18 protein-coding genes and 4 pseudogenes are annotated in these 23,398 nt (G+C 68.7%); 15 read left to right on the top strand and 7 right to left on the bottom strand.

Annotated features, from left to right (window positions below; all coding sequences use genetic code 11):
• Positions 1-332: 332 nt before the first annotated feature.
• Positions 333-563: pseudogene (locus QFZ82_RS37695) on the bottom strand (NUDIX hydrolase); the annotation flags it as partial.
• 400 nt (positions 564-963) lie between these two features.
• Between QFZ82_RS37695 and QFZ82_RS37690 the strand changes: the two are divergent.
• From QFZ82_RS37690 to QFZ82_RS37680, 3 genes are all read left to right on the top strand, one after another.
• The gene (locus QFZ82_RS37690) at positions 964-1,350 is read left to right on the top strand and encodes an ATP-binding protein (RefSeq protein WP_307717968.1); all 387 of its coding nucleotides are present in this window, start codon (positions 964-966) and stop codon (positions 1,348-1,350) included.
• 359 nt (positions 1,351-1,709) lie between these two features.
• Entirely contained in the window at positions 1,710-3,863 is a 2,154-nt protein-coding gene (locus QFZ82_RS37685) for a carbon starvation CstA family protein (RefSeq protein ID WP_307717390.1), read from the top strand.
• Between the two features lie 14 nt (positions 3,864-3,877).
• Positions 3,878-4,084 (top strand): YbdD/YjiX family protein, encoded by a 207-nt coding sequence (locus QFZ82_RS37680; RefSeq protein ID WP_307717389.1) that lies wholly within the window; start codon positions 3,878-3,880, stop codon positions 4,082-4,084.
• 158 nt (positions 4,085-4,242) lie between these two features.
• Here QFZ82_RS37680 and QFZ82_RS37675 read toward each other — a convergent pair whose 3' ends face one another.
• Positions 4,243-4,467, bottom strand: coding sequence for a DUF3311 domain-containing protein (locus QFZ82_RS37675; RefSeq protein WP_307717388.1), 225 nt, complete (start codon positions 4,465-4,467; stop codon positions 4,243-4,245).
• Between the two features lie 166 nt (positions 4,468-4,633).
• On the opposite strand from QFZ82_RS37675, the gene QFZ82_RS37670 reads away from it, so the two are divergent.
• The 4 genes and pseudogenes from QFZ82_RS37670 to QFZ82_RS37650 all read left to right on the top strand — a co-directional run.
• Positions 4,634-6,211: a sodium:solute symporter gene (locus QFZ82_RS37670; RefSeq protein ID WP_307717387.1), complete on the top strand. Its 1,578-nt coding sequence runs from the start codon at positions 4,634-4,636 to the stop codon at positions 6,209-6,211.
• A 29-nt stretch (positions 6,212-6,240) separates the two neighbouring features.
• Positions 6,241-6,792, top strand: coding sequence for an RNA polymerase sigma factor (locus QFZ82_RS37665; RefSeq protein ID WP_307717967.1), 552 nt, complete (start codon positions 6,241-6,243; stop codon positions 6,790-6,792).
• The gene (locus QFZ82_RS37660; protein WP_307717386.1) at positions 6,789-7,109 is read left to right on the top strand and encodes a hypothetical protein; all 321 of its coding nucleotides are present in this window, start codon (positions 6,789-6,791) and stop codon (positions 7,107-7,109) included. Before QFZ82_RS37665 ends, QFZ82_RS37660 begins: the two co-directional genes overlap by 4 nt.
• 413 nt (positions 7,110-7,522) lie before the next feature.
• Positions 7,523-7,765: pseudogene (locus QFZ82_RS37650) on the top strand (alpha/beta fold hydrolase); the annotation flags it as partial.
• A gap of 377 nt (positions 7,766-8,142) precedes the next feature.
• On the opposite strand, the gene QFZ82_RS37645 reads toward QFZ82_RS37650, so the two are convergent.
• Positions 8,143-8,355, bottom strand: a complete 213-nt coding sequence (locus tag QFZ82_RS37645) for a hypothetical protein (protein WP_307717385.1) — start codon at positions 8,353-8,355, stop codon at positions 8,143-8,145.
• Positions 8,356-8,660: 305 nt separating this feature from the next.
• Between QFZ82_RS37645 and QFZ82_RS37640 the strand changes: the two are divergent.
• From QFZ82_RS37640 to QFZ82_RS37605, 8 genes and pseudogenes are all read left to right on the top strand, one after another.
• A pseudogene (locus tag QFZ82_RS37640) lies at positions 8,661-8,865 on the top strand (sulfate ABC transporter substrate-binding protein); the annotation flags it as partial.
• 392 nt (positions 8,866-9,257) lie between these two features.
• The gene (locus QFZ82_RS37635) at positions 9,258-10,829 is read left to right on the top strand and encodes a sodium:solute symporter (protein ID WP_307717384.1); all 1,572 of its coding nucleotides are present in this window, start codon (positions 9,258-9,260) and stop codon (positions 10,827-10,829) included.
• A gap of 77 nt (positions 10,830-10,906) precedes the next feature.
• On the top strand, positions 10,907-11,470 hold the full coding sequence (locus QFZ82_RS37630; RefSeq protein WP_307717383.1) for a SigE family RNA polymerase sigma factor: 564 nt from the start codon (positions 10,907-10,909) through the stop codon (positions 11,468-11,470).
• Positions 11,467-11,763, top strand: a complete 297-nt coding sequence (locus QFZ82_RS37625; RefSeq protein ID WP_307717382.1) for a hypothetical protein — start codon at positions 11,467-11,469, stop codon at positions 11,761-11,763. The genes QFZ82_RS37630 and QFZ82_RS37625 overlap by 4 nt, the downstream gene beginning before the upstream one ends.
• Positions 11,764-12,584: 821 nt before the next feature.
• Positions 12,585-12,839: a DUF3311 domain-containing protein gene (locus QFZ82_RS37620; RefSeq protein ID WP_307717381.1), complete on the top strand. Its 255-nt coding sequence runs from the start codon at positions 12,585-12,587 to the stop codon at positions 12,837-12,839.
• Between the two features lie 50 nt (positions 12,840-12,889).
• A complete protein-coding gene (locus QFZ82_RS37615) occupies positions 12,890-15,046 on the top strand; it encodes a carbon starvation CstA family protein (RefSeq protein ID WP_307717380.1) in 2,157 nt (718 codons plus the stop codon).
• Positions 15,043-15,234, top strand: a complete 192-nt coding sequence (locus QFZ82_RS37610; protein WP_307717379.1) for a YbdD/YjiX family protein — start codon at positions 15,043-15,045, stop codon at positions 15,232-15,234. Before QFZ82_RS37615 ends, QFZ82_RS37610 begins: the two co-directional genes overlap by 4 nt.
• 386 nt (positions 15,235-15,620) lie before the next feature.
• The gene (locus QFZ82_RS37605) at positions 15,621-16,562 is read left to right on the top strand and encodes a hypothetical protein (protein WP_307717378.1); all 942 of its coding nucleotides are present in this window, start codon (positions 15,621-15,623) and stop codon (positions 16,560-16,562) included.
• A gap of 457 nt (positions 16,563-17,019) precedes the next feature.
• Here the strand turns inward: QFZ82_RS37605 and QFZ82_RS37595 are convergent.
• The 4 genes and pseudogenes from QFZ82_RS37595 to QFZ82_RS37580 all read right to left on the bottom strand — a co-directional run.
• A pseudogene (locus QFZ82_RS37595) lies at positions 17,020-17,487 on the bottom strand (hypothetical protein); the annotation flags it as partial.
• 78 nt (positions 17,488-17,565) lie between these two features.
• The gene (locus tag QFZ82_RS37590; protein ID WP_307717377.1) at positions 17,566-19,206 is read right to left on the bottom strand and encodes a glycosyltransferase family 2 protein; all 1,641 of its coding nucleotides are present in this window, start codon (positions 19,204-19,206) and stop codon (positions 17,566-17,568) included.
• A 120-nt stretch (positions 19,207-19,326) separates the two neighbouring features.
• On the bottom strand, positions 19,327-20,493 hold the full coding sequence (locus QFZ82_RS37585) for a glycosyltransferase (protein ID WP_307717376.1): 1,167 nt from the start codon (positions 20,491-20,493) through the stop codon (positions 19,327-19,329).
• Positions 20,490-23,276: a CDP-glycerol glycerophosphotransferase family protein gene (locus tag QFZ82_RS37580; RefSeq protein WP_307717375.1), complete on the bottom strand. Its 2,787-nt coding sequence runs from the start codon at positions 23,274-23,276 to the stop codon at positions 20,490-20,492. Before QFZ82_RS37580 ends, QFZ82_RS37585 begins: the two co-directional genes overlap by 4 nt.
• Positions 23,277-23,398 lie beyond the last annotated feature (122 nt).

Below are 23,398 nucleotides of genomic sequence, written 5' to 3'. Positions count from 1 at the left end.
GAAATTCGGCCAGCTCCCAGCCAATCCGGGCGAACAGCCAGCAGGTACCGGCCCGCCGCTCTGCGCAGGCCGCGTCGCCCCCATGGCTCGCAGCGCCATGGGGGCGAGGGGAACGGCAGCGCGAAGCAAGGGAGCCCGTGCATACGTGCGCCTCGTACTGCATGAAGTCCCGGCGCAACGTCCGCGACTACGAACGGCTCCCGCGACACCGCGAAGCCCACCTGGCCCGGCGCTCATCACACTGATGCCCCGAGGCTCACCCGGCGAGGCCCCCGCACCGACTGGTCGAAGAAGCCGGGAAGAACGGATTCCCTGTGATGCTGCTGGTGGCTTCAGTGCTGGATCAGACCGCCGATTGGGACCGGGGCAACGTGGCCGGTTGCTGGAACGGACTGAGCCAAGGCGAGGCCGACGTCGAGCAGCGAAGAGCGTCCGAGGTGAGCGACGTCGGTGATCGGAGTCCAGACCGACTCGGCGGTTTCGCCGTTCGGTTCGGGACGGAGTTGGCAGCCAGTGATGCGGACCCGGTAGAAGATGCCGACATTCTGGAGTTCGGGCTGCCCCCCGCGCAACTCTCTCATGCACGATCAGTTGTAGGCGCTGATCGCCGGCCGGACGCTTCGTCGCGGCCCCTTTTGGTCCTGATCGGCCACGGAGTGACCGATCAGGACCCCGGGCAACTTCGCACACTGCCCGCTTCCGTGGCCTGTTGCTGTCAGGCTGAGGGTCCTGGCAGCAACCGGCTGAGAATCCTCGTGAAATGTGCTGTCAACCGGATCGAGCGCCTGAACAACTCCAATGAAAATCCCCAGTGGCCCGCAGACGACATCGCGCATGAAACGCGGATGCCGTCGACACGAACAGGCCGCCTTCACCCTGCGAGCATGCAATGTCCATTCTCAGCTCCTCCCGGCCCCGTACCGCAGGCACAACCTGGATATGGGTTCTCCCCGCGGCGCTTGAATCGCCCGGGCAGGCACGCGGCAGGCCACGGACCGACTTCGGCACTCGTGTCACTCCCAACTGGCCGACGACACCATGCTCGTTATCTCCGAACTGGTCACCAACGCGGTCCGCCACGGAGCGGGGCCTATCTGGCACACCCTGAAGGTCATCCACGACGAAGCCGCCGCATGTGTCGTCCGTATCGAGGTCGGGGATCACGGGCCCGGCTGGGACCGCAACCGGACACCCCCAGGCACCGCAAGCGACGAATGCGGCGGACGAGGACTCCACCTGGTCAAGGCCCTCACCTCCCGATGGGGCACCCACCGCCTCCCCCACGGCCAGTTGGTATGGGCCGAACTCACGCAGCCCGCCCGGAACCAGGCACCAATATCGCCGCAGTGACCACCGTCCAGACCCGCCAGGTCGCCGAGCAACCCGTCACCCCCAGCGCGAAGCCGGGCGACCCCAAGACCCTGGCCATCCTGGACACGAAGCACTCCTTTGAGGGCCTTCCGGCGGTCCACGCGGCGATCTTCAGCGAACGTTGGCGAGCTCAAGCAGTCAATGGCTCGGCTGCCTCCGGCTCCGCGGCGGTGTGTGCTGAACGGCGCATGGCGGCGACTCTACGCCGCGCTGAAGGTGCTCGTGATCTTCGGAGTCAATGGTGTACACGGGTACGCTGGTGAAACGGTCCGGTGATCGTGACGGACGGGAGCCATGCCATGGCCGAGCCGGAGTCATTGAACATTTCCCAGCGGCGAATGCGTCCGCAGTCGATCGCCCTCTGGGTGATCGTTGCTCTGGTGGGTGCGGTCGGCTGGAGCGTGCTCGCCCTTTCACGCGGCGAGGAGATCTCCGCCGTCTGGATGCTCGCGGCCGCTCTCGGCTCGTATGCCATCGCCTACCGGTTCTACGCCCGCTTCATCCAGTACCGCGTGCTGAGGGCCGACAAGACGCGTGCCACCCCCGCCGAGCGGCTCAACAACGGTGTCGACTTCCACCCGACCGACCGTCGGGTCCTTTTCGGCCACCACTTCGCGGCGATCGCCGGGGCCGGTCCGCTCGTCGGTCCGATTCTCGCCGCGCAGATGGGGTACCTGCCGGGAACCATCTGGATCATCGCCGGTGTGATCTTCGCCGGAGCCGTCCAGGACATGGTCACGTTGTTCTTCTCGACCCGCCGCGACGGCCGTTCGCTCGGCCAGATGGCGCGGGACGAGATCGGTCCGTTCGGCGGCGCGGCGGCCCTGATCGCGGTCTTCGTCATCATGATCATCCTGCTGGCCGTGCTGGCGCTGGTGATCGTCAACGCGCTGGCGCACTCGCCATGGGGCGTCTTCTCCATCGGCATGACGATCCCGATCGCCTTCTTCATGGGCTTCTACCTGCGGGTGCTGCGACCGGGAAAGGTCGCCGAAGTGTCGCTCATCGGAGTCGCGCTGCTGCTGCTCGCCATCGTCTCGGGCGGCTGGGTCGCCGAGTCCTCACTCGCCGATTTCTTCACTCTGGAGCCGAGCACCCTGGTCATCTGGATGGTGGTGTACGGCTTCGTCGCCTCCGTACTCCCCGTCTGGATGCTGCTGGCACCGCGTGACTACCTCTCCACCTTCATGAAGGTCGGCACGATCCTGCTGCTTGCGCTGGGCGTGGTGATCGCGTTGCCGACACTGAAGATGCCGGCGGTCACCGAGTTCGCCGGCAACGGCCAGGGGCCGGTCTTCGCGGGCTCGCTGTTCCCGTTCGTCTTCATCACCATCGCCTGTGGCGCGCTGTCCGGCTTCCACTCCTTGATCGCCTCAGGGACCACTCCGAAGATGATCCAGAAGGAGTCCCAGATTCGGATGATCGGCTACGGCGCGATGCTGACCGAGTCCTTCGTTGCAGTCATGGCGATGATCTGCGCCGGCATTCTCAGCCCCGGTCTGTACTTCGCGATCAACGCCCCGGCCGGCGTACTCGGCACCACTGTGGAATCCGCGTCGCAGGCGGTCGCCAGCCTCGGCTTCACCATCACCCCTGAGCAGCTGACACAGGCGGCCCGGGACGTCGAGGAGGCAAGCCTGCTCTCGCGCACCGGCGGTGCACCGACCTTCGCCCTGGGCATGTCGGACATCTTCTCCGCGGTGGTGGGCGGCGCCGGGATGAAAGCCTTCTGGTACCACTTCGCCATCATGTTCGAGGCACTCTTCATCCTCACCACGGTCGACGCAGGAACCAGGGTGGGGCGCTTCATGCTCCAGGACATGTTGGGCAACGTCTACAAGCCGATGAAACAGGTCAGTTGGAAGCCGGGTGTCTGGTTCGCGAGCGCCGTCGTCGTCGGCTGCTGGGGCTACTTCCTCTGGGTCGGGGTGCACGACCCGCTCGGCGGCATCAACCAGCTCTTCCCGCTCTTCGGCATCGCCAACCAGCTACTGGCCGCCGTCGCCCTCGCCGTCTGCACCACACTGCTGATCAAGTCCGGGCGTCTCAAATGGGCCTGGGTAACGGCCGTTCCACTCGCCTGGGACGCCGCGGTCACCCTCACCGCGAGCTGGCAGAAGATCTTCTCGGGCGACCCCAGAGTGGGCTTCTTCACCCAGCGCGACAAGTACCAGGCGGGTATCGACGCCAACCAGGTACTGCCGCCGGCGAAGACGATGGACGAGATGCACACCATCGTGACCAACTCGACCGTCGACGGTGTGCTCGCGGCCCTCTTCGCCGTCCTCATCGTGGTGGTACTCGCGGATGCGGCCAGAGTCAGCATGAGGGCGATCCGCGATCCGGAAAGCATCCGTCTCTTTGAGGTCCCGTACGTCGAGTCCAAACTGGTCGCGCCCGCCGGGCTGATCACCACCAAGCAGGAGAAGGCGGAGCTGGTGACCGCAACCGGGGGCACGGACCGCGAGGCTACAGGCAGCGGCGAGGTGTGATGACAATGGCGTGCATGACAGCCGTGAGCGGAGTGCGACGTGCGGTGGACTGGGTCCGCTGGTATGTGCGCGAGGTGTCGGGCGAGTCCGTGTACGACCGCTACGTCGCCCATGCCAGGTCTCACGACCCGGCCGCGAAGGTGATGTCCCGCCGCGAGTTCGAGCGCAGCCGCATGGATGCCCGGGAGGCCGATCCCCGCGAGGGGTTCCGATGCTGCTGAGACAGGACCCTTGTGTGGTGCGCCGCTGTTCGCCTCGACCGGGCCCGCACCTGGCACCACCGCTGCCGGACCGGCTCGACCGGCTCGCCAACAGCGGACAGCCCTGAGAAGGCGACTGCGACCCGCTGACCTGTGCATGGGGGGTTGACTGTGCGTGATCAGGGCTTCGGCGGGCGTCGGGTGAGTAGGTACGCCGTGAGCATCCCGAGGCTGCACGCCGGCACCCAGGCAAGCTGATACCAGTAGAAGAACGGCACCCCGGCCAGCTGTGGCCGGTCCTGCGCGTACCAGGGCACGCAGAGCAGTGCGACGACCGGGGCGAGCAGGCAGGCACTGGCCGCAAAGCGGCGCCAACCGTGGTGAGGGAACGCGATCCGAACCACAGTGCTCTCCTCTCTCCTGTTCGTCTGTAAGAGTTGCCAGAATCCGCCATTCGGTTGACGGTGGATGTCCAGAAAGTTTCTGCGGGTTTCGTGTCCTCGGAACCGGCCGCCCATGCAACTTGTACGCGACAGGACGGCACACGTAGGACACCAAGGGCGGTGACCGATGACGGAAGGCCCCATGGCTGCGGCATTCCTCGCCGTCATCGGTGGTGCCTCCCTGCTCGCCGTCAGCGCCCGCCGTCTGCACGCCGCAGACACGCTGCCCTCCTTGGACGGCTGGGCGCTGGCCGACCGGAGCCTCGGCACCGTCTGGACATGGTTGCTGCTGGGCGGAACGATCTTCACCGCCTACACCTTCGCCGCCGTGCCGGGCCTCGTATACGGCAGTGGGGCGCCCGCCTTCTTCGCCCTCCCGTACACCGTGATCGTCTGCCCGCTGGCCTTCGTGCTCCTTCCCCGGATGTGGCAGGTGGCGCGGGACCACGGATACGTCACCGCCGCCGACTTCGTCCGCGGACGCTACGGATCGCCGCCGCTCGCCCTGGTCGTCGCCCTCACCGGCATCCTCGCCACCATGCCGTACCTCGCCCTGCAGCTCCTGGGCATCCGGGCGGTACTCACCGCCGGCGGGCTCTATCCGAGCGCGGCCACCGGTGACCTGGCGATGGCCGCGATTTTCGCCGGGCTGGCGGTGGCGACGTACCGGCACGGGCTGCGCGCGCCCACCGTCATATCCGCGCTCAAGGGCATGGCCGTTTTTGGTTCGGTGCTCGCCGTCAGCTGGCTGGTCCTGGCCCGCCTCGGCGGACCTGGCGCGGTCTTCGACGCGGCGGCCGCCCGGCTCGCCGAGCCGGGCGCCGTCCCGGCGGACGCCACCGCCTCCCTCGTACTCGCTCCCGACCAGCAGCCGGCCTTCGCCACCCTGGCCGTGGGGTCGGCGCTGGCCCTGCTGATGTACCCGCACGTCCTCACCGCGGCCTTCGCCGCCTCCGGACCGGACACCCTGCGCAAGGTCTCCATCGCCCTGCCCGCCTGGACCGCTGTTCTCGCACTCTTCGGGCTGCTCGGCATCGCCGCCCTCGCCGCGGGCGTGCAGGCCCCCGACGGCAGCGCCGAGGCCGCCGTCCCCATCCTCGTGGACCGCCTCATGCCGGCGCCGCTGGCCGGCCTGGTCTTCGGTGCCATCACCGTGGGGGCACTGGTCCCGGCCGCCGTCATGTCCATCGCGGCCGCGACCTCCTTCGTACGCAATGTGTACGTCGAGTACTTCCACCGCACCGCCACCCCCAAGCGCCAGGTGCGGATCGCCAAGGCGGTCTCCCTCACGGCGAAGGCCGGAGCGGTGGCTTTCGTCTTCGGACTGCGGGACCAGGACGCCATCAATCTCCAGCTCCTTGGCGGCGTGTGGATCCTGCAGATCTTCCCCGCCGTGGTCATTGGGCTGTACACCTGTCGGCTTCACCACCGGGCGCTGCTCGCGGGCTGGGCCGCCGGCATGGTGTTCGGCACGGTCATGGTCGTACGCGAGGGCTTCTCCCCTCTCGTGCCGCTCGGCCTGCCCGGTCACTCCGTGGAGATCTACGCGGGGCTGGTGGCCCTGCTCCTGAACTTGACTGTCGCGTTGGCCGGCACCGCCGTACTGAAGCGGATCGGCATACCCCAAGGCGCGGATTCCACCGCACTGCCCACCACCTGCCGTGCAGCCAGGCACCGGCCTGGGACGGGAGAAAGCAACCCATGAGACAAACCACCAGACCCGTGGCCGACGGCATGGCCAAGCCGCGTCATCCCGCCGCCGATGTGGCTGCGGGTCCGACGGCCGACCCGGCTGAGTACGGACAGGATGCGGCCGTCGCCCTCCTCTTCGACCTGCACTACACCTCGATGCTCCGGCTCGCCGCGCTCCTCGGCGCCGACGACCCCGAGAACGTTGTGGCCGAGGCCTACTACCAGATCTACCGAAAGTGGCGAAAGCTGCGCGACGCTCAGTCAGCGGAGGCGTATCTGCGCTCCACCGTCTGCAATCTCACCCGGATGCGTATACGTCACCTCCAGGTTGCCCGCCGACACGCCGAGGCGCCGTCGGCCGACTTGGTCACCTCTGCCGAGAACTCGGCGCTGCTCCGCGACGACCAACGGGTACTCGTCGATGCCCTCCAGCGACTGCCCGCGCGGCAGCGCGAAGCTCTCGTCCTACGCCACTGGCTGGGCCTCAAGGAGGGGGAGATCGCGGCGGCGATGGGCATTTCGACAGGATCGGTCAAGACGCACACCGCTCGCGGCCTTGCCGCCCTCACCCAAGCAATGGAGGCCCGCCGATGAACACTCACCCTGACGGTGCAGGCACCGAGAAGCAGCTCCGAGAGGCCCTCGAAACCCTTGCCCTTCAGGTGCAACCCGACTCCGAGGCCTACCGCACCGCTCGCCGCGCCTGGCACCGCCGCGAACGCAGGCGCCGCCTGGTTCTGGCCGTATTGGCCACCGTCGTCTTCGCCCTCGCCGTCCTGATCGGCCTCTGGGTTCTCAACCAGACCCCCTCCGGCTCCAGCGTGGTCTTCAACGGCACCCACGCCCCGCTCGCCTCCGCGCCACCCGCACCACACGCGCCGCACGCCCTCGCCCAGCCGGCCACCGGCTGACCCGTTGACCCGTCCGGCCGACGCAGGGCACCCCTGAGGCGCGCTTTCCTCCTCAGGAGCGTGAAGATCCATGACGCCCTCGACTGCCTCAAGTACGTCATGGTGGCAAGCAGTCCCACGACGCGGAGACACCCACGAGGAGGCCGCCACCTGCGCGGACTCCCTACGCCGAACCGCCGCCCATTTCGCCGCCCATGGCATCGACAGGCTCGAACGCGTGCCGGCCGACTGCGGCCATTCCTGCCGGTGAGTAACGGGCTGTGGCCGGCGACGGGACCTGGGAGCGTCTGCTGCAGCAAGTCCAGACCGCGGCGGACGCCGCCGGTGAGATCGACTGGGACATCTCGGTGGACTCCACGATCATGCGAGCGCACCAGCACCGGCCGGTGCCCGCACGATCCGCTGCCGGCCCTCGCGTCATGCTCGAAGACCTCGCCGCCGACTACACCGTCGTGGCTCCCGACCTGCGCGGATACGGGCTGAGCGACAAACCGGTGACCGGTTACGACAAGCGGCGGATGGCCGCCGACATGGCCGGCCTCGTGGAGTCGCTCGGCTTCGAGCGGGCCGCTGTCGTGGGTCATGACCGCGGCGCCCGCGTTGCGCACCGCTGGGCGCTGGACCGCCCGGAGCAGGTGGAGCGGCTGGCCGTACTCCGGTCTGTTTGCCATAGAGGGTGATCGCGACCCGGATGATGTGCTCGGGCAGGTAGCGGCGCTGGCCCCTGACTCGACGGGCCGGGGCCAGACGCCCCATCGCCTCTCAGTGCCGGAGCACGTGAGTGCCGGGCCGGCCGGCTCTGCTATGGACATACCGGCGGGTCACCGTCCTTGCAGCTGTCGTTAGCCCACTTTCGACCGACGACTTCACCACGGTCCTGAATTGGCTGGCGGCACGTGGCCGAAGTGCGGGGTCGGCCTGCGGGACGTGGCCTGCCCGGACCCGGCCGGGAGGACGTCCTCAGCGCCTGCTCTGAGCACGCGCCGCCAAAGCGGCCACTGGGCTTGATCGTCTTCGGCGGGTTTATCCACGGTCAGAGCAAGCGGTCGTCCCGGTGACGGCCGAGGGCACGGCCGAACCGTTCCGAGATCGCCGGCATGAGGCTTTCGCCTTCCGCAGGCCGATCCAGGCCGAACACATAGCCGGGGAAGTCCAGTTCCTTCTGCACGGCCCAGATCGCTTCGTGCTCCTGGGGCGGAAGCACCCGCGCCGGGTCCCCCACGGCCACCCAGCCGATGGGAACCATCGCGTCCGCGGGGCAGCGCCGTGCGCAGGTGCACGATCCCGTTGATCCGTACTTCACCCGCTGGGCCGGCCGGCCTTTGTCACGCTCTTGGACGATGAGCCCCCGCGCCCTGGGCGCGACTACCAGGGGCCGGTCGATGGCGGTGCGACCGGCGGGGCTGACTGGCACACGAGTCGCATGGTCCTGTGCATAATGGCGGCCCTGGCGAGCAGGGTCTTGGAGTGCCGGACGAGTCGTTCGGGAGTCGGGCGTGACGGCGGGTGTGCATGATCCACGCCAGGCTCCGCTCAACGATCCCCATGCGGGGCAGCACGACGATCAAGCCGCAGACCTTCAACGCAGGCCCTGCGAGATCGAGGCCCTCACCGGCGGCTCGCTCGACATCGGCTTCATCGCCCCTGGCCGTCGATCAACGCGTAAGTGCAGTCCGAGGGCAAGAACCTGCGGATCATCTCCGCCGCCGCCTCCGGCGGTGTGAAGCTCGTCGTCGACCAGGACAAAATCAAGACCCGCCCCCCGCCCTCCCGATCGCCGCCTGCGGCTGCGTGTGGACCGGGCTGGGCAGCTCACCGACCGGCGCGCCACCTGGCTGATGCGGTCCCCCGCGGTGACCGGCCGGCGACAAGGCGGGCTCTTCGCGGCTGTGACCCTTCGCCGGGTCGATGCCGGCCGACTGCGGGGGCCTCATTACTTGCCAGTAATCACCTCGTTCCTACTGTAATCTCCTCATTTCTACGGTCCTGTGGGAGCGGTGCCATCCCCGCCGCATTGTGGTTGACAGCGAGTGTCCAGAAGATTTCCGCCACATTCCTGTCATCGGGATCCGCGCCGAACGCAACTCGTAGGCAACAGGGGCCGTGCACCCAGCCAGACCCCCAGACGGACGCCAAGGACGGTGACCGATGACCGAAGGCCCCATGGCCGCGACGTTCCTCGCCGTCATCGGCGGCGCGTCCGTGGTTGCCCTCACCGCCCGCCGCCTGCACAGCAACGACGCCTTGCCCTCCCTCGAAGGATGGGCACTGGCCGATCGCAGTCTTGGGACCGTTTGGACGTGGCTGCTGCTGGGCGGGACCGTATTCACCGCCTACACCTTCATCGCCGTCCCCGGCCTTGTGTACGGAACCGGAGCGCTGGCCTTCTTCGCCCTCCCCTACACCGTGATCGTCTGCCCGTTGGCCTTCGTCCTGCTGCCCCGGATGTGGAGCGTGGCCCGTACCAACGGCTACGTCACCCCCGCCGACTTCGTCCGCGGACGCTACGGCTCGGCGCCACTTGCCCTGGCGGTCGCAGTCACCGGCATTCTCGCGACCATGCCCTACCTGGCCCTGCAACTCCTGGGTATCCGCGCCGTCCTCAGTGCAGGCGGTCTCTACCCGAATGCCGCCACCGGGGACCTCGTCATGGCCGCGATCTTCACCGGCCTCGCAGTGGCGACCTACCGGCACGGCCTGCGCGCACCTACCGTGATCTCGGCTCTCAAGGCCGTGGGAGTATACGGCTCGGTAATGGCCATCACATGGCTTGTCCTGGCCCGCTTGGGCGGGCCAGGCGCGGTCTTCGACGAGGCGGCCAGTCGGCTCGCCGGACCGGGCTCCGGCGGCGTCTCCCTCGTTCTGGGCCCCGGTCAGCAACCGGCCTTCGCCACCCTTGCCGTCGGATCGGCACTGGCACTGCTCATGTACCCGCATGTCCTCACCGCGGCATTCGCCGCCTCCGGACCGGACACCTTGCGCAAGGTCGCCATCGCCCTGCCCGCCTGGACCGCTGTACTCGCCGTGTTCGGACTGCTCGGCATCGCCGCGCTCGCCGCGGGCGTGCAGGCCCCCGACGGGGGCGCCGAGGCCGCCGTCCCCGTCCTGGTGGACCGCCTCATGCCGGCGCCGCTGGCCGGCCTGGTCTTCGGTGCCATCACCGTGGGCGCGCTCGTGCCCGCTGCCGTCATGTCGATCGCGGCGGCGACCTCATTCGTGCGTAATGTGTACGCCGAGTACTTCCATCCCACCGCCACGCCCAAGCGCCAGGTGAGGATCGCCAAAGCGGTCACCCTCATCGCGAAGGCGGGAGCCATCGCCTTCGTGTTGGGGCTCCGGGACCAGGCTGCGATCAACCTCCAGCTCCTCGGCGGCGTATGGATTCTCCAGGTCTTCCCCGCGGTGGCCATCGGACTGTTCACAGCCAGACTGCACCACCGAGCGCTGATCGCCGGATGGGCCGCCGGCATGGCGTCCGGCACGATCATGGTCGTTCGAGAGGGGTTCTCCCCCCTCGTGTCCCTCCCTGGGCTCGGCCTTTCCGGTCCGCCCCTGGAGATCTATGCGGGGCTGGCAGCCCTGCTCCTGAATCTGACGATCACCTTGGCCGGCACCGCCCTACTGAACCGGATGGGCACAGCCCGGGGCGCGGACACCACCGTGCGGCCCCCATACCGACCGGACAGACGTCTTCCTGGGACGGGAGAGAGCAGCTCATGACACGAACCACCCCGACCAGTGTCCCGCAGCCTGCGGGACCGCCGGTCGCCGGCGATGACGGAACCGATGGCACACCTGTGCAGCATGGGGCGGCCGACAAGCCCACTCAGGCCGCACCGCCCGCACCGCCCGCGCCGCGCGGTCCCGCCGACCCGGAACGGGAGGCGGCCGTCGTCCGGCTCTTCGACGAGCACTATCCCTCGATGCTCCGCCTCGCCGCGCTGCTGGGCGCCGACGACCCGGAGAACATCGTGGCCGAGGCCTACTACCAGATGTACCGAAAATGGCGGAAGCTACGGGACGTCGAGTCCGCGGCGGGCTATCTGCGCACAATCGTCTGCAACCTGACTCGTATGCGTATACGTCATCTCCAGGTCGCCCGGCGGCACACCGAGGCGCCACCCGCCGACTGGATCGCCTCGGCCGAGAACTCGGCGCTGCTCCGTGACGACCAGCGGACCCTGGTCCAGGCTCTGCAGCAACTGCCCGCCCGGCAGCGCGAAGCTCTCGTACTGCGCCACTGGCTGGGCTTGAAGGAAAGCGAGATTGCCGCGGCGATGGGCATCTCCGCAGGATCGGTGAAGACCCACACCTCACGCGGCATCGCCGCTCTCACCCAGGCGCTGGAGGCCCGGCGATGAACAGCACTCCCAACGCCCGGGGTACCGAAGAGCAGCTCAGCGAGGCCCTCGAAGCCCTCGCCGGCCAACTGCACCCCGCCCCCGATGCCTTTCGCACCGCCCGTGGGAGCTGGCTCAGGAGGGAGCGCAGGCGCCGCCTGGTCCTCACGGTCCTCATCACGGTCGTCTTCGCCCTCGCCGTACTGATCGGCCTCTGGGTCCTGAACCAGGCGCCTTCCGGCTCCAGTGCGATCTTCAGCCATGGGCACAACCCCGCTGCCATGGTTTCCTCCGAACCATTCCGGATCCCGTAGTCGGTCCTGGCGCCTGAACCGGCTCTCCCTCCTCCTGCCTTGTGCTGTGGCTGCAAGCTCACCGCCTGGTCGCCGACGTCCGCACCGGCACCCCAACGCAGCCGCCGCACAGTGTTTACCGCAACAGCCGGTACCGGGCCGCGCGATGGCCGCCTGGGTGGACCGGCCCGGAACAGGCCGCCGGCGAGAAGGTCCGGGTTGGCGTTCGCCAAGCCATGGCCACCCCGGCCCGCCGCCTCTTCCACGCCACTCCTCGGGCACGACAGTTGCAGCCGACCGAGACCGGCGCCCTCCGGCCCGGTCCGGGGGGCGCCTTGGAGACGGTGAAGGGTGCCCCAGGCTGCCCCGGTGAGACCGCGTCGACGGCAGCTGTCCGATCACCCAAGATCTTGCCGCGATGTCGGGATACAGAGCGGGCTGAATGAGTGGACGTGGGCGTGAATCCGATGGTGCCCGGCCATCCCGTGGCGTAGCTCGTTCCGAGGCATCGCCGTAGCTCCGGTTCGTCGCAGCGTCTCGTCGGCTGCGGCACCGCCGCGCCCAAGGCCGGCTTGGCACTTGGCACTTGGCACTTGGCACTTGGCCCGACCGTGACTCGGCACGCGACCAGGTCGCCTCACCCAACCCCACCTTCGAAACGGACCATCACTCGTCAACGGCCCTCTCGGATGTCCGCCACAGCGGATCAAGCCGGTTGCGCGGATGGTCGATTCGGATGACAGAAATCAGCGGGAAACATTCTGGATATTCGCTGTCAACCGGTCGCCGCCGCTCGGCAACTCTTTGGAAAACCCACCGATGGCGCGATAGGAGTACACGGCATGACACCCCTCGTCCCACACCGGCTGCGGCGCGTCACGGCAGCCGTGCTGCTCCTCGCCCCAGCGGCCGGGCTGTTGTGGGTTCCCTGGTACGGGGGTGCACGCCCGAGGCTGGCAGGAGTGCCGTTCTTCTACTGGTACCAGCTGGCCTGGGTTCCTGGATGCGGTCTCGCCCTGCTCGGCGCGTATCTGCTGACCAGGAACTCGCATCGCCGTCCCGATCCTGGTCGCCGGCATCGCCGGCCCGGGCCCTGATCCGCAACACAGCACGTCGTCACCGAACACACCAGAGGTGAGGAGCCGCCATGTCAAAATCCGCCCTGCCCGAAGCCCCCCGGTCACAGAACCGGGCCAACCGCTTGACCCCGCGCAACATCCTGCTGTGGGGCACTATCGCCGTGGCCGGAGCGATCGGGTGGGGCGTGCTGGCCCTGTCCAGGGGCGAGGAGATCTCGGCCGTCTGGCTGGTGGTGGCGGCCCTGGGCTCGTATGCGATCGCGTACCGCTTCTATTCGCGGTTCATCGCCCGCCGGGTACTGGAGGTCGATGACACGCGTGCCACTCCGGCGGAGCGGCTGGAGGACGGTGTCGACTACCACCCCACCGACAAGCGGGTGCTGTTCGGCCACCACTTCGCGGCCATCGCGGGTGCCGGCCCTCTGGTGGGCCCGGTCCTGGCCGCGCAGATGGGGTATCTGCCGGGCACCGTCTGGATCATCGTGGGCGTGATCTTGGCGGGCGCGGTGCAGGACATGATCGTCCTGTTCCTGTCCATGCGCCGGGACGGCAAGAGCCTGGGACAGATGGCCCGGGACGAGATCGGCAAGGTCGGCGGTGCCGCCGCGCTGATCGGCGTTTTCGCCATCATGATCATTCTGCTCGCGGTCCTGGCCATGGTCGTCGTCAACGCGCTGGCGGAGTCCGCCTGGGGCACCTTCTCGGTCACCATGACCATCCCCATCGCCCTCTTCATGGGCTTCTACCTGCGCTACCTGCGGCCCGGCCAGGTCGTGGAGACCAGTGTCATCGGTGTGGTGCTGCTGCTGCTCGCCATCCTCGGCGGCGGCTGGGTCGCGGACTCCTCGCTGGCCGGGTACTTCGTCTGGAGCCCGGAGACCCTGGTCTTCTGCCTGGTCGGTTACGGTTTCGTCGCCTCCGTGCTCCCGGTGTGGATGCTGCTGGCCCCCCGCGATTACCTGTCGACGTTCATGAAGGTCGGCACCATCGCCCTGATGGCCGTCGGCGTGGTGATCGCCGCCCCCGTGCTCAAGGCCGAGCCGGTGACCGAGTTCGCCTCCACAGGAGCCGGTCCGGTGTTCGCGGGGTCGATGTTCCCCTTCCTGTTCATCACCATCGCCTGCGGTGCCCTGTCCGGCTTCCACGCCCTGATCTCCTCCGGCACCACTCCGAAGCTGATCCAGAAGGAGTCCCAGGTCCGGGTGATCGGCTACGGCTCCATGCTCACGGAGTCCTTCGTCGCCGTCATGGCCCTGATCGCCGCCTGCGTGCTGGAGCCGGGTCTCTTCTACGCGATGAACTCCCCGGCCGCGCTGCTCGGGCCGACCGTGGAGAGCGCCTCCGAGGCGGTGAAGAACCTGGGCTTCGCCATCACCCCGGACCAGCTCGCCGCGGCGGCCGAGGCCGTCGAGGAGGAGACGCTGGTCGGGCGGACCGGTGGCGCGCCCACCCTGGCCGTGGGCATGGCGGAGATCTTCGCCACGGTGTTCGGCGGGGCGGGGATGAAGGCCTTCTGGTACCACTTCGCCATCATGTTCGAGGCGCTGTTCATCCTCACCACGGTGGACGCCGGCACCCGGGTCGGCCGGTTCATGCTCCAGGACATGCTGGGCAACGTCTGGAAGCCGATCGGCCGGGTCACCTGGAAGCCGGGCATCTGGATCACCAGCGCCATCGTCGTGGGCGCGTGGGGCTACTTCCTCTACGCCGGCGTCACCGACCCGCTCGGCGGCATCAAGCAGTTGTTCCCGCTCTTCGGCATCGCCAACCAGCTGCTGGCCGCGGTCGCCCTGGCCGTCACCACGACGCTGCTGATCAAGCACGGCAAACTGCGCTGGGCCTGGGTCACCGGCATCCCGCTGGCCTGGGACGTGGCCGTCACCTTCACCGCCGGCTGGCAGAAGATCTTCTCCGACAACCCGGCCATCGGCTTCTTCGCCCTGCGGGAGAAGTACGCGCAGGCCATCGAGGACGGCCGACTGCTGCCGGGCGCCAAGACCATGGACGACATGCACACCATCGTGCTCAACAACACGGTCGACGGGGTGATCATGGCCGTCTTCCTTCTGCTGGTCCTCACGGTCCTTGTCAACTGCGCCGTGGTGTGCGTCCGCGCCGTCCGCTCCACCGAGCCGCTACCGACGACCGAGGCGCCGTACGTCGCATCCCGTATCGACGTGCCGGAGCAGCGCAGCACCGAGTCCCTGGTGGGGGCGGGCTCATGAGAACCGTCCGGAAGGCACTGGGCGCCGTGCTCTGGTACGCGCGGGAACTGACCGGCGAGGCCGAGTACGACCGCTACTGCGAACGCCACCGCCGCCACCATCCCCATGGGCCACTGCCCACCCGCCGCGAGTACGAGCGGATGCGCACAGAACACCGCGAGCAGGACACCCCCAGCCGCTGCTGCTGAGGCGTATCCCGCCCCGGAACGCCCCGGTCTCCCCCGGCTTTTCGTCCGGGGGAGACCCACCGGGCCCGGCCCCTGCCGACGGGGCCCTGGCTGCACCGCTGCACCCCTGGCTGCCGGCACACTGCGCTCGCGACCCGGCCCCCGTCATCCGGCTGCCACCGACGTCACGACCGAGCACAACTCACCGAACCCGCGAAGGTCGGGACAAACCCCAAGACCGAATCGCAGCCCCAGAGCCGGCCGGGACCACCATCCCGCCCGGACATCGCCCCCCGAACCGCGGGGCGGGCGCCACCGTCCTGGCCCTGACTGCCGGCGCCCGCTCCGCTTCTCAGCCGCGCACGAGCCGCCCACTCGTCAGCCGCGCCTCTACTGGAAGCGACCAGATGCTGCAACGCCGAACACCCGTGATCACGGGCCCCGAGCTCGACGACCGCGAACTGCGCCGGACCCTGACGGAGCTGCGCCCCGCCAAGCAGCTGCACGGTCTCGGGGCCGGTGCGAGCCGCCCGCCGTGGGAGCCCGTCGCGAAGCTGTTGCGTGCGACCGGCCGGGACTGGGACCGGCGGGTGCACCGGATCTCCGTACTGGCCCCCGCCCTGCCGCCGTTGGTCACCAACCGGTGGATTGCGGACCGCCCGAAGGACCCCGATGCCCTCGTCGTGCGGGCGTACGCACGGGTGGCGCGGGCGGACGGAGCGATCCGGTCGGAGTCCTCGGAGGCGTACAACGACTGCATTCGCGCGGCGGAGGCCATGCCGGAGGACCCCTCACCCTGGCTGGCTCTGCTGGACCTGATGTACGCCTGCGGAGCCAAGTCCCATGCGCTCGTCCCTCTGTGGACCGAGGCCGTCAACCGCGACCCGTGGAACCGGACCGCCTACCACCGGCTGCTGCGCCATCTCTCCCCGCGCGGGCACGGAACGCTGGCCGAGATGCTCGACTTCGCCCGCCACAGCGCGGCTCGGGCCCCCCACGGCTCGCCCATCGCCCTGCTGCCACTCGCTGCCCGCGCCGAACTCGTCGCGCACCGGGAAGGCCTGCGCTCGACGAGCGTCGTGGGAGTCGCCGCCCACTGGAACGAGCCGCAGGCCGCCGCGGAGATCGACACCGCCCTGGCCAAGTGGTTCCACGCCGACGCCCCGCCGCACGCCGAGGCGCTCGCCGACCTCAATCTCCTCGCCTTCGCCCTGACTCGCACCCACCGCAGGGATCAGGCCGCGCTCGTCTTCCGTCGCATCGGCCGCCGCATGACCAGTCAGCCCTGGGACCTCGTCCCCGATCCCGTCGGCACATTCCTCTACTGGCGGGACCGGGTATGCGGCTGAGCGCGCCGACACAGGGCGGCACGTTCCCCCTGTCCGGTACGACGGGGATCTCGAACAGGCCGATCGTGGGCTCCATCAAGGCATTGTCGTAGGCGTCGCCGAGCGAGCCGGTGGAGGTGTCGACGACAAAGGCGACGTAGACGGTGCCGGCCCGGGCCGCGACGCGGGTGAAGTCCGCCACCCAGTACGGGTTCGGTGCGGCGGCGACGAAGTCGCGGTCCACCGGATCCGGGGGGCACGCTCAATCACCGTCGCGCGGAGTACGGCCTGTCAGAGCGCTCATGTGGACCCGGACTGGTGTCAGTGCCCTCCCGCACAATGCCGCGCGTGATCAACGAACTCGGCTGCATCGTCTGGTCGTCGATGACCCACGCATACGGTCCGGCCGACGAGGTCCCGGCATGGCTCAGGGGCATGGGGTCGATGGACGCCGAGGCAGGATGGTGCCGTGGGCGCGTCGCCGGACGCGCCGGGGGTCGGTTTCCGGGGTGATGGCTTGGGTGAGCGCGAGCACGGGCTGGTGGAAGGAACGCGGGGTGGGGTCGTGGGGGTAGCCGTCCAGATCGATGGCGGCATCGAACCGGCGGTCCTGGCGGGCTGCGTGCAGGGCGGCACCGCTCACGGAGTGGCCGGTCACCGCGACCCGGCCGGTTTCCAGACGTCCGCTCAGCGGGCCCGCGATCTCACCTCGGTTCAGACGGCCCAGCGGAGTGGGGACGAAGCTGAGGTCGGCGGCCCGAACCCTCGTCGCTTGCACCGGGTCGTAAGTCAAGGCGAGCTTGGTGTTGATCGTTCGGCCGTCGGTGAGGACGACGGTGGCGGAGTCGTACGGGTGGTCGAGGGCGGCGACCACTTAGCCGTGGCTGGCCAGTTCCAGCCAAGGCCGATGGGGCCCCACTTCCGGTGCTCGCCGCCCACCCGGCCCTCGCTGACGGTCGAGAAACTACCGAACGGGCCGGCCTGGGGCGCGGGGGAGGCGGCCCGGCGGCCGGACGCGAGCCTCCTACTCCACGTCCCTGCTCATCAGCCGCCGAAGCCTGCGCTTCACCACGACCGCCGCAGCCCCGGGGCCGGGTGCGATGCGGAGGGCGAGCGAGCCGCCGGCCGTCGCGTAGGGCTGGACCAGCGTCACCCCGCGGCGTCGGCCCGGGATGACCGTACGCCGCAGTCCGGACCCGGTGGCGCGGACGCAGGTGTAGACCGAGGAGCCGTCGGCGCAGTGCAGCCGGGCCCATACATCCCATGCATCGAGCCCGTGGGCGTGTTGGCCCGCCATACTGTCGAGACCGTTCAGGAGGACCGTGCCATTCCACGTCAGGCCGTCCGGTCCCTGGTGCCATTTCAGGACGCTGCTGCGGCTCAGGCCCACGCGTCCGTCGGTTCGGCGCCGCAGCTCGATGTCCAAGGTCTTCGGAACCGCTGCGGCAAGCCGTCCGTAGAGCTCGTGCACCGTGATCTGCAGGGCCCTGGGCCACCCCCATACGTGCAGTTCGGCGTCGATGCTGACCGGCAGTCGGCTGAGCGGCTCGCTCTCGATACTGTCCAGCACGACCTCGGGCAGGTTCGCCGCCCAGACGGCACGCCCGTTCACGCACGCGTATGGCGGGAGCAGCCGGGCCGGGCTGCTGCCCAGTCCGATGAGCCTCGCCAGGTCGCGTGGACGGTCGGCCCCGGTGACGACCCTGGCGAGCCAACGGGCGGGGGCATCGGCGGCGCGCAGGTCCGACTCGTCGAAGGAGGCGAGGTGTTCGCGGGTGAGCCGCCACCACTCGGCGTGGTGACGGCTGTCGTGAGTGCCAAGCTCGTGGACGTACATCCGCAGGTCGTGGTCGAGGAACTTCACCCGGGCGGCATGGGCCAACTGCTTCTGGCCGGCCCGCTCGAAGACCTCGACCGCACTGCGGTGTGCCTGCAGTCTGCTGAGCCAGTTGTCGACGCCGCTGCGGGCCAGTGAGATCGACGGCTGTACGGCCGAGCGGCGAACATGCCAGAGGTAGACGATGTCGGGGATCAGAGCGATACGGGGTGACGCGGCCAGCAGCCGCGCGGTGAAGACGAAGTCCTCGTAGCGGAAGGCTCCTTCAGGAAACGTGACACCGTGCTCGGACAGGAAGGCGCGCGAGTAGAGCTTGTTGACGCACAACGTATCGCGCACCAGAGCGGGCAACTCAGCGGGAGAGTTGTGGACGCCTGCCCGCTGGAAGAGCGCGTTCTGCCAGGGGGTGTCGCGCATCTCGGGCAGCTCACGGCGCAGGCACGCACCCGCGACGACGGGTGCGCCATGACGTACCGCGGCCGCGAGCAGGGCGTCGACCGCGCCGGGCGCAAGCTCGTCGTCGCTGTCCAGGAACATCACATAGGGGGCCGTGGCCTCGCGTAGACCGTTGTTGCGGGGGGTACCGCAACCGCCACTGTTGACCGTGCGGCGCACGACTCGGACAGGGGCATACCGACGCGCGAGATCCGCGACCACCGCGGCAGTGTCGTCGGTCGAGGCGTCGTCGACCACAAGGACCTCGGCAACGGCCGGGCCCTGGCGCACCGCGGACAGCACAGCATGCTTGATGTGCCGCGCATCGTTGTAACCGATCACGATGACGCTGACCTTGCCCGTGGGCCGATGAGGGTCTGTTTCTGCTGCCATATGCGCAAGATCCGTTTCGGTGAGCGACGCTGCTCTCTTCTTGCCGCTGCTCTCTTCTCTGGACCCGCCTCGGCGGTGGGACGGCACGACCAGGGACGGCCCCGTTCCGATTGCCTCGTGTCAGCGGTCTATCTCGTCGAACAGACGCTCCCATCTGTCCAGTACGACGGACAGCTCGAGCGGGGCGACGTGGGACCGGGCAGCGAGGCCGTAGCGGCGGCGCAGCTCCGTGTCATCGGCGAGCTGCCGCAGGGCGCCGGCCAGAGCAGCGATGTCTCCCGGCCGCACGAGAGTGCCCGTACGTCCGTCGTCGATGAGTTCTCTCACCCCTGCCGACAGGTCGAAGCTCACGCACGGTACGCCGCAGCCGGCCGCTTCCGCCAGCACCATCGGACGTCCCTCGCATTCGCTCGTGAGGGCAACCACGGCCAGTTCCTGGTACGCCGCCGCCACGTCGGACACGCTGCCACGGAATCGCACCCGGTCACCGATCCCGAGGCGTGCCGCCTGCTCTCGCAGATACGGTTCCTGAGGGCCGTCGCCGAAGAGGTGCAGCTCCCAGTCCGGGAGATCGGCGCAGGTGAGCGCGAAGGCGTCGATGAGGCGGTCCAGCCGTTTGACAGCGTCCAGCCGGCCGACCGCACCGATGCGCCGGGTGTCCAGCGGTGCCGGGGCCGTGGACGCGAAAGGCAGCGGGTTGGGCATGGCGGTCGTGTTCGGCAGCCGGTCACGCTGGAATGCGGCGACGTCCCCCTCGCTGAGGAAGACCGACTTCTCCAGCAGCGGGTAGTGACGCCGGATCAGGCGGAGGTGGTGTGTGCCCTGGGCCTGGTCGAACGACTCGTGGTACTGCCCGATGCCCTTGAGATGCGACCACTCCACGGATGCGAGCCAGTCGACCGCCCAGGGGGAGCCGATGATGACGTAGCCGTCGTCCACGGAGGCGAACCGCTGCGCCAGTTTCTTCTTGGCCCGCGCCCGCTCGGCCCGGGCAGCGCGTGCCGCGCGCATTCGGACGGGGCTGAGCCGCTCGCTGAGGCGCTGGGCCTGCCGGAGCGGGGCCGACGGCCTGCTGTAGAGAGTGGTGTGCCGGTAGGCCGGTTCGCGAAAATACTCGTACGGTTCTGCGCTCGGTCTGATACCGATCAGGTCGACGTGGTGTCCGCGTTGCCCAAAACCCTGGGCGAGGGTGTGCAGTACCCGCTGTGATCCGCCCATCGAGTCGACGTCGATGCCCACCAGGAAGAGGTTCCGGCGGTGCCCGGTGGTCTGCGCTCCAGTGCTCATCTGCCGCCACCTCCGAAGAACATGTCGACGGCGGATTCACTGGCCCGTCCGGTCTCGCGGGCGTTGAACCTGGCGTTGAAGGCGGCGTATGCGTCGGCCCACTTCATCCGTACCTGGTCCAGGTCCCGCATCGCCTCCACGAGTTCCCCGGTGGTGGTCAGCATGGGGCCGGGGGCGATATCCGGGAGGTTGTAGTAGGTGCCACGAGCACGGGTGCTGTACTCGTCGTAGTCGTCGGTGAAGAGCAGGATGGGACGCCGGAGGTTCGCGTAGTCGAACATCACCGATGAGTAGTCCGTGAGCAGCGCGTCCGAGGCGAGCAGCAGGTCGTTGATGTCGGGGAACGCGCGGCCGTCGCGCACGGCGTGTCCCAGTTCGCGTGGCACGGTGAAGCGGTCGTAGTAATGGGGGCGCACCACGGTGATCCATTCGTGGGCGGTCTTCTCCACCAGTTCGGCCAGGTCCACCCGGATCGAACCGCCTGAGTTGTTCCCGTCCCGGAAGGTCGGCGCGTAGAGCAGCACTTTGCGTCCGTACGGGATCTGCAGTGCGGCTCGGGCGGCCCGGGCCCGTTCGAGCTGTTCGGGCTCGTCGCAGCGGACCAGCACGTCGTTTCGGGGGAGCCCGCACGTCAGCAGCCGACCTGTGAACTCGTTCGCCCGGACGAAGGTGCGTTCGAACTCTTCGCTGGGCGAGATGAGGACGTCCCAGCGCGAGATCATGTCGCGATGCTTCTGCTGCCGCTCAGGACTGCCGAAGCGCAGCGCGGCGAGGTCGAATCCCATGTGCTTGACGGCCTGTCCGTGCCAGGTCTGGAGATAGCGGGTTCCCGGGCGTTTCGGGTAGACCGAGGGGAAGCCGTGCGAGTCCACCCAGTAGCGGGCGCGGGCGAGGGCCAGGACGTACTCCCAGCTGCCGCGCCTGACCAGGTTCACGCCCTTCGGGAAAGCGGCAGGATCACCCGAATAGGACCAGACGGCGCGTAGCGGCAGCCCACGTCGGACCAGTTCCTCGTAGATGTAGCGCGGGCTGTCGGTGTAGCCACGGCCCTCCAGGGCCTCGAACACCACCAGTGCGTTGTCCACCGGCAGTTTCTGCAGCTCGCGATAGGCGAGCGCCTTGGCGTGCGCCCCGGTGAACTTGCGCCGCACCTGCCGGACCTTCCGGCGCAGGGGCCGTACCTGCGGCACCAGCGTTTCCGCGTGGGCGAGTGCGCCGGATCGTGACCAGGTGAATTCCAGCCGCCCGGCTCCCTTGCCTTCACACGCCACGCGAACGTCCTGGCCGGCGAGCGTGCCGTGCAGCGTCAGGTGAGCGCATAGCGGAAGCAGGTCAGGCGGCGCAAGCACGACATCGGTGCGCTTCATCCCCAGCCGTTCGAGGACCACCACAGGGTGACGGCGGCCCTTGAAGCCTTTGGCACTCAGCGGGACGCGCCGGAGATCGAGCTCGATGCAGGCGCTGTACACATCCGGGCCTCCTCCGCCCACCAGATACTGGAACGGGACTTTCAACGGCGCGCCCCCCGCGCCGAGCCACAACTGCGCGGTCACCTGCTCGGGGTCGGAGATCAGCCGCGCCGGGTCGTATGTGCGCAGATGGAGGCGCAGCACGCGACCCGCCGGAGTGAGAGCGTGCACCTCGTGCCGCAGGGGGGCGGACGAGAAGGGCTGCTCGTCCAGATGCCACTCGCTGATGTCCAGTTCGCGGCTGCCGTCGGAGTCGTGTTCCGGGGTGGGGCGTCCCCAGTACGTCCGCCCGGATGCTCTGCTCACGCGTCGTGGGGCGATCCGCGGTCTGCCCAGACTTCGGGCAGCCTCCTTCGCCTCGTCGAGGCGGCCGGAGCGGAGCAGGTAGTGACAGATGCGCTGTTCCCGGCACACCGAGCCCATCGCCTCGGTGGTGAGCTCGTCGAGGTAGGGCGTCACCAGCTCGGCGAACCGTTCGGTCCACTCCCTGTGCCGGAAGGGGAGATCACCGAGGTAGAGGCGCAGGTCGTGGCGGAGAAACTTCTCATCCTTGAACGGGCGCAGGTCGGCGTTGCCACTCTGGACGAGGAACTGGTCGATGCGCCGGGCCACGGCGATCCGGTCGGCCACGTTCCTCAGCTTGTGGCGACTGGAGGAGATGGACAGGTTGGCCGGGTCGGCCGAGAGCCGCCATGTATAGACGGGCCACGGAACGACGGCGAAGCTGCGGGCCATGGTGTAGGCCATGGCGGTGAACAGCTGGTCCTCGTAGTGAATGCCCTCCGGAAAGCGCAGGCCGTGAGCGGCGATGAAGTCGGCTCGGTAGAGCTTGTTCGTCGCGAGATGGTCGTGGAAGTATTCTGGCGCCTGGCGGACCCCTTCGACGATCCGGACCTCGTCGAAGAGGGCCGGATACCACAGCCCGGTGGCACGGGTCTCCTCGAAGACTCGGGTGACTTCGCCGGTGACGAAATCCACCCCGGTCCGCTCCGCGACGAGCAGCATCGATTTGCAGGCGTGCTTGGGCAGTTCATCGTCGCTGTCGAGGAACATGACGTAAGGCGCCCGCCCAGCCGCCATGCCCGCGTTGCGTGGCGCACTGCATCCACCGCTGTTGCTGTCCAACCGGACGTAGCGGACCCGCGGGTCCGCATCCTGGAGAGACCGGGCCACGGCCGGCGTACTGTCGGTCGAGCAGTCGTCAGCAATGATCACTTCGAGATTCCGCAGCGACTGATGGAGTACCGACAGCACTGCGCGGCTCAGGCGATCGGCATCGTTGTAGACGATGACGACGACGGTGACATCCGGCACAGGCGCTCCTCATTCCACTCGATTCGCCCCGCCCCCTGAACGACCATTGCACCAGGCTCTTCATCCGGCAGCCACCGGCGACGGCTCGTCCGCCGCTCGGGTGACGATGCGGTCGGACAGCA

This window comes from Streptomyces sp. V4I23 (genome assembly GCF_030817975.1).
In the GTDB taxonomy this organism is placed as follows: Bacteria; Actinomycetota; Actinomycetes; order Streptomycetales; family Streptomycetaceae; genus Streptomyces.
This window is presented reverse-complemented; position numbering and strand designations above follow the sequence as displayed.

Excerpts from the sequence above, each read along its gene's own strand:
- QFZ82_RS37685 (WP_307717390.1), top strand. The coding sequence starts at position 1,710 with ATGCGTCCGCAGTCGATCGCCCTCTGGGTGATCGTTGCTCTGGTGGGT.
- QFZ82_RS37680 (WP_307717389.1), top strand. The coding sequence starts at position 3,878 with ATGACAGCCGTGAGCGGAGTGCGACGTGCGGTGGACTGGGTCCGCTGG.
- QFZ82_RS37670 (WP_307717387.1), top strand. The coding sequence starts at position 4,634 with ATGACGGAAGGCCCCATGGCTGCGGCATTCCTCGCCGTCATCGGTGGT.
- QFZ82_RS37665 (WP_307717967.1), top strand. The coding sequence starts at position 6,241 with ATGGCCAAGCCGCGTCATCCCGCCGCCGATGTGGCTGCGGGTCCGACG.
- QFZ82_RS37660 (WP_307717386.1), top strand. The coding sequence starts at position 6,789 with ATGAACACTCACCCTGACGGTGCAGGCACCGAGAAGCAGCTCCGAGAG.
- QFZ82_RS37645 (WP_307717385.1), bottom strand. The coding sequence starts at position 8,355 with ATGGTTCCCATCGGCTGGGTGGCCGTGGGGGACCCGGCGCGGGTGCTT.
- QFZ82_RS37635 (WP_307717384.1), top strand. The coding sequence starts at position 9,258 with ATGACCGAAGGCCCCATGGCCGCGACGTTCCTCGCCGTCATCGGCGGC.
- QFZ82_RS37625 (WP_307717382.1), top strand. The coding sequence starts at position 11,467 with ATGAACAGCACTCCCAACGCCCGGGGTACCGAAGAGCAGCTCAGCGAG.
- QFZ82_RS37620 (WP_307717381.1), top strand. The coding sequence starts at position 12,585 with ATGACACCCCTCGTCCCACACCGGCTGCGGCGCGTCACGGCAGCCGTG.
- QFZ82_RS37615 (WP_307717380.1), top strand. The coding sequence starts at position 12,890 with ATGTCAAAATCCGCCCTGCCCGAAGCCCCCCGGTCACAGAACCGGGCC.
- QFZ82_RS37610 (WP_307717379.1), top strand. The coding sequence starts at position 15,043 with ATGAGAACCGTCCGGAAGGCACTGGGCGCCGTGCTCTGGTACGCGCGG.
- QFZ82_RS37605 (WP_307717378.1), top strand. The coding sequence starts at position 15,621 with ATGCTGCAACGCCGAACACCCGTGATCACGGGCCCCGAGCTCGACGAC.
- QFZ82_RS37590 (WP_307717377.1), bottom strand. The coding sequence starts at position 19,206 with ATGGCAGCAGAAACAGACCCTCATCGGCCCACGGGCAAGGTCAGCGTC.
- QFZ82_RS37585 (WP_307717376.1), bottom strand. The coding sequence starts at position 20,493 with ATGAGCACTGGAGCGCAGACCACCGGGCACCGCCGGAACCTCTTCCTG.